The 4,928-nt window shown below is 46.0% G+C and carries 5 protein-coding genes; all 5 read left to right on the top strand.

Annotated elements, in window-relative coordinates; all coding sequences use genetic code 11:
- Window positions 1–1,942: conjugal transfer protein TrbE (locus KO497_RS12765; RefSeq protein WP_215944358.1), on the top strand; the 1,942-nt coding region annotated here is incomplete at its 5' end.
- On the top strand, window positions 1,942–2,718 hold the full coding sequence (locus tag KO497_RS12770; RefSeq protein ID WP_012774850.1) for a conjugal transfer protein TrbF: 777 nt from the start codon (window positions 1,942–1,944) through the stop codon (window positions 2,716–2,718). The genes KO497_RS12765 and KO497_RS12770, both read left to right, overlap by 1 nt.
- A gap of 17 nt (window positions 2,719–2,735) precedes the next feature.
- Complete coding sequence (gene trbG / locus KO497_RS12775) at window positions 2,736–3,641, top strand: P-type conjugative transfer protein TrbG (protein ID WP_012774851.1); 906 nt, start codon at window positions 2,736–2,738, stop codon at window positions 3,639–3,641.
- Between the two features lie 2 nt (window positions 3,642–3,643).
- The gene (locus KO497_RS12780) at window positions 3,644–4,144 is read left to right on the top strand and encodes a TrbH protein (protein ID WP_012774852.1); all 501 of its coding nucleotides are present in this window, start codon (window positions 3,644–3,646) and stop codon (window positions 4,142–4,144) included.
- Between the two features lie 6 nt (window positions 4,145–4,150).
- Window positions 4,151–4,928, top strand: a 778-nt coding sequence (locus KO497_RS12785; protein ID WP_436799290.1) for a hypothetical protein, incomplete at its 3' end; no start/stop codon positions are given.

A 4,928-nucleotide genomic window follows, 5' to 3' on the forward strand; every position in this document is an offset into this window, starting at 1 on the left:
TGAAAACCGTCTATCCAGCGCTGTTAATCTGAGTCGTTTGCGTGGTAACAAAATTACAAATGAAGATGGAAAAACCATCACTCACGATGATTTCTTGGGGTGGTTACAGTTCTGTATTACGGGCCTTAATCATCCAGTGACATTGCCTAGCAATCCTATGTATTTGGATGCGTACTTAGGCGGTCAAGAAATGTGGGGGGGTGTTGTTCCTAAAGTCGGTCGTAAATTTGTTCAGGTCGTAGCGATTGAAGGTTTTCCTATGGAGTCATATCCAGGAGTGCTTTCTGCTCTTGCTGAATTGCCTGTTGAATATCGCTGGTCATCACGATTCATATTCATGGACCAACACGAATCACTAAGACATTTAGACAAGTTCCGTAAAAAGTGGCGCCAGAAGATTAGAGGTTTCTTTGATCAGGTTTTCAACACTAATAACGGCACTGTAGATCAAGATGCACTATCAATGGTTCAAGATGCAGAGGCCGCAATTGCTGAAATCAGTAGTGGTGTTGTAGCTGCGGGTTATTACACAAGCGTTGTCGTCCTAATGGATGAAAACCGCGACCGACTAGAACAGTCTGCCCGCCAAGTAGAAAAGTCAGTAAACCGTCTTGGTTTCGCAGCTCGTACAGAAACTATCAATACTCTGGATGCTTACTTGGGAAGCCTGCCAGGTCACGGTGTCGAAAACGTTCGTCGTCCACTAATTAACACTATGAATCTGGCCGACTTGCTTCCAACAAGCACTGTTTGGACTGGTTCAAATAAGGCTCCTTGCCCAATGTATCCATCATTGGCGCCAGCACTAATGAACTGTGTAACAAGTGGTTCTACTCCGTTTAGGTTAAACCTGCACGTTCGAGATTTGGGGCACACTTTTATGTTTGGTCCAACAGGGGCGGGTAAATCAACGCACTTGGCATTAATCGCAGCTCAGCTGCGCAGATACAAAGGCATGTCTATTTATGCTTTCGACAAGGGTATGTCTATGTACCCATTAACAAAGGCTGTCAATGGATTACATTTTTCTGTTGGTGCAGACGATGACCGCCTAGCGTTCTGTCCATTGCAATTCTTAGATAGCAAATCAGATCGCGCATGGGCGATGGAATGGATTGATACCATTTTGGCGTTAAACGGGGTTAATACCACTCCAGCTCAACGTAACGAGATTGGTAACGCAATCCAAAGTATGTACGAAAGCGGTGCGCGTACACTGTCTGAGTTCTCCTTAACAATCCAGGATGAAAATATCCGTGAAGCGATGCGCCAATACACAGTAGATGGGGCTATGGGTCATCTATTGGACTCTGAACAAGATGGATTGTCTTTAACGGATTTCACAACATTTGAAATCGAAGAATTGATGAACCTGGGCGAGAAGTTCGCACTGCCAGTATTGCTTTACCTATTCCGTCGTATCGAGTGCAGCCTGAAAGGTCAACCGTCCGTCATTATTTTAGATGAAGCATGGCTAATGCTAGGGCATCCAGCTTTCCGTGAAAAAATTCGAGAATGGCTCAAAGTTCTTCGTAAGGCGAATTGTCTGGTTCTTATGGCAACACAAAGTCTGTCTGATGCGGCCAACTCTGGAATCCTAGACGTTATTGTCGAGTCTACTGCAACCAAAATCTTTCTTCCTAACGTGTATGCGCGTGATGAAGATACAGCGGCTCTTTATCGTCGAATGGGCCTCAATAGCCGTCAAATCGACATTTTGGCAACCGCGGTTCCTAAACGTCAATACTATTATGTTTCGGAAAATGGGCGCCGTCTCTATGACTTAGCTCTTGGCCCGCTTGCATTGTCGTTTGTAGGGGCTTCTGACAAGGAATCTGTAGCAATCATTAAACAGCTTGAAGCTAAGCATGGTGAAACGTGGGTTGATGAATGGTTAGCAAGCAGAGGCATAAATATTAATAACTACTTGGAGGCCGCGTAATGAGCTTTTCCGACACACTAAAGGGGCTGATTTTCAAAAATCCCGCGCCAGGTTATCAATCAGAACCGACCGTTGAGAAAGAAGAAAAACAGGGTAAACGCCAAGAAGAAACTGAAAACCCTTATCTGACTGCCCGCCGTACTTGGAATGAACATGTGGGTTCAGTGGTTTCAGCAAAGCAGACCTGGCAGGTTGTGGGGATCTTGTCCCTGCTAATTACGTTGGCCGCTGTTGGTGGTGTGATTCACATTGGTAGTCAATCAAAGTTCGTCCCTTACGTAGTTGAAGTGGACAGCTTAGGTCAGGCTCAAGCAGCAGGACCCGTCACAGCTTCTTCAATGGCTGACCCGCGAGTTATGGGTTCGACGGTTTCAAAATTTATTGAAAATGCTCGCTTGGTGTCTCCAGACGTAGCTTTGCAACGTAAAGCTGTTTTTGGTGTTTACGCCCATTTATCACCGAAAGATTCAGCGACCATAAAAATGAATGAATGGCTAAACGGTAGTGCGGATTCAAGTCCATTCAAACGTGCCGCGAAGGTAATGGTAAGTATTGATATTAAATCAGTCATGCCGCAAACACCGACAACGTGGCAAGTCGATTGGGTGGAAACAGTACGAGACCGACAAGGTGTTAAACAAGGTGAACCCGCTCTAATGCGCGCATTAGTTACTGTTTACACCGCAGATACTTCAACGCAGACCACAGAAGAACAGATGCGCAATAACCCGCTGGGTATTTACGTTCGTGACTTCTCTTGGTCACGCCTGCAATGATTACGAGGCTTAAACCTATGAACAAGCAATTATCAGCTGTAATTCTTGGCACTGCGCTGTTAGTGCCTTCTCTAGCAAAAATCGCCAATGCGAACGGTCTAGAAGATAAATATTTTTCAAACAATAACCCGACTTTAACGCAACAAGAACGCCAAGCATTGGCTATTGCCAAAAAGTGGCAAGCGGGAAATGGTAACGGGGGTATTCGCCCGTTCTCTGGCCGTAACGGTTCGATACAGTATGTATTTGGAGCGCAATCACCAAGTGTTGTATGTGCTGTTCTGCAAGTTTGTGATATTGCCTTACAACCAGGTGAATACGTCAATTCAATTCAGTTAGGTGATACCGCTCGTTGGAATGTCGAACCAGCAATTTCCGGTACGGGTGCAGCGGAAACACAACACTTGTTAATTAAACCGTTGGATGTGGGCCTAGAAACAAGTCTAGTCGTCACTACAGACCGCCGTGTTTACCACATTCGCTTGCGTTCACACCGCAAAGAGTACATGCCTCAAGTGTCTTTCACATATCCCGAAGATGCTTTAGCTAAATGGGAAACAATTCGAACCCGTGAACGTCAACATCGAGAAGATAATACGATCCCTTCTACGCGAGAATACCTGGGCGATTTGTCTTTTGATTATCAAGTTTCTGGCTCAGCCGCTTGGAAGCCTGTTCGTGTGTTCAATGACGGTCACAAGACCATCATTCAAATGCCAAAGGCAATGCAACAGGCAGACGCACCAACGTTATTAGTTGTTCGAAATGATGGCGGTTGGTTCAGTGATGCTGAAACCGAAATGGTTAACTATCGAGTTCAAGGAGATCGTTACATCGTTGATACGGTGTTTAAGAAAGCGATTCTTATCTCTGGTGTTGGTAGCCGTCAAGACAAAATCACTATTACCAAAGAGGGCAAATAGTCATGCGTAAATTACTTGCCACAGCAATTTTTTCCCTAGCCTTGGTAGGGTGTGCATCGCACACCCCTTATGGGAACTTTGTAGAAAATCCAACCGGATTGAATCAACAAAAAATAGCAAACGATACTATTGAACAAATCACATCATTGTATCCACCTGCTAAGACTCGTTTTGAGATAAAACAAGCGACTCCTGATGCTTTTGGTACGGCTTTAGTTCGAGGGCTGAGAGATAAAGGTTACGCCCTCTTGGAGTTTGACCCTGAAACCGCTAAAGCGGCTCAAAGAACGTCCTCGCGACCTAATGAGTCAGCGCCAGAAGTAAAGGTAAAAACACCTGTTCAGCAAGGTTTTGGCCTGCCTATCTATTACGTGTTTGATCAGTTCTCTGGCACAAATATGTACCGAGTAACCGTCATGGTAGGCAATGAATCAATCACTCGTCCCTACGCCCAAGAAAACGGCACTGTTGTTCCTATGGGTTATTGGGTCCGTAAGGAGTAGTTCGATATGAGCGATAAAAACGATCAAATGTCTCCTGACGCTTCACCTGGTGACATGTCAAAAAAAACAGGCGTTCGCCGTGTTAATAATCGCCCAGTGATGATTCTTGGCGGTGTGCTTGGCTCTTTTTTACTGGTAATGATGCTAGTTGCCGCAGACCGTTCTGAGCAGCAGAATGCGCCAGCAGAAGGACAAAAAGAGTTTGCGGGCAATACATCAATGTTTGCCGATGAAATTGCAGGCACTCAAGAGGATGGTTTTATTCCCGCGGCACAGCCTCCTGTAATACCTGATTTAGAGGCGGGCGTTCAAGAATCGGAAGAAAGTACAGCTGAAAGCACAGCCAGCACAACCGCCGTTACGGTAGCTCGTCCAGCTAATCCAGACTTGCCACCAACGCCACCGCAAAACCCAACGCTAAATAGTCCAGAAATGGATGATGAAGCCCAGCGTATCCGTATGGCTAAGCTACAAATGCTACAAGAAGCTGTCAGCGCAAGAACAGGCGTTCAGGCGGTAGCTCCGCGCAGCAGTAATTCAGCCCCGGCTCCAGGTTCTCGCCCTGAGACTCGTAAAGAAATGCTCGCAGAAATTGCGCGTGTTCGTAGTCAAACGGCATCGCTCCGAAGCACTGACCCTAATGCAGTGTACCAAGAAGGATTAGCCCAAGCTCAGAATAGGAATAGAGGCGGCGGTTTTGGTGGCAGTTCATCAAACAGTGCGCCAATGCTCATGCAAACGTCAGCTCAAGGTGGTGCTAATGGATACGAAGACTTTGATAGTA

It is taken from the genome of Pacificibacter marinus, from assembly GCF_018860665.1.
GTDB lineage: Bacteria > Pseudomonadota > Alphaproteobacteria > Rhodobacterales > Rhodobacteraceae > Celeribacter > Celeribacter marinus_A.

Coding starts and splice junctions, on each gene's coding strand:
- KO497_RS12780 (WP_012774852.1), top strand. CDS start 3,644: ATGCGTAAATTACTTGCCACAGCAATTTTTTCCCTAGCCTTGGTAGGG.
- KO497_RS12770 (WP_012774850.1), top strand. CDS start 1,942: ATGAGCTTTTCCGACACACTAAAGGGGCTGATTTTCAAAAATCCCGCG.
- trbG (WP_012774851.1), top strand. CDS start 2,736: ATGAACAAGCAATTATCAGCTGTAATTCTTGGCACTGCGCTGTTAGTG.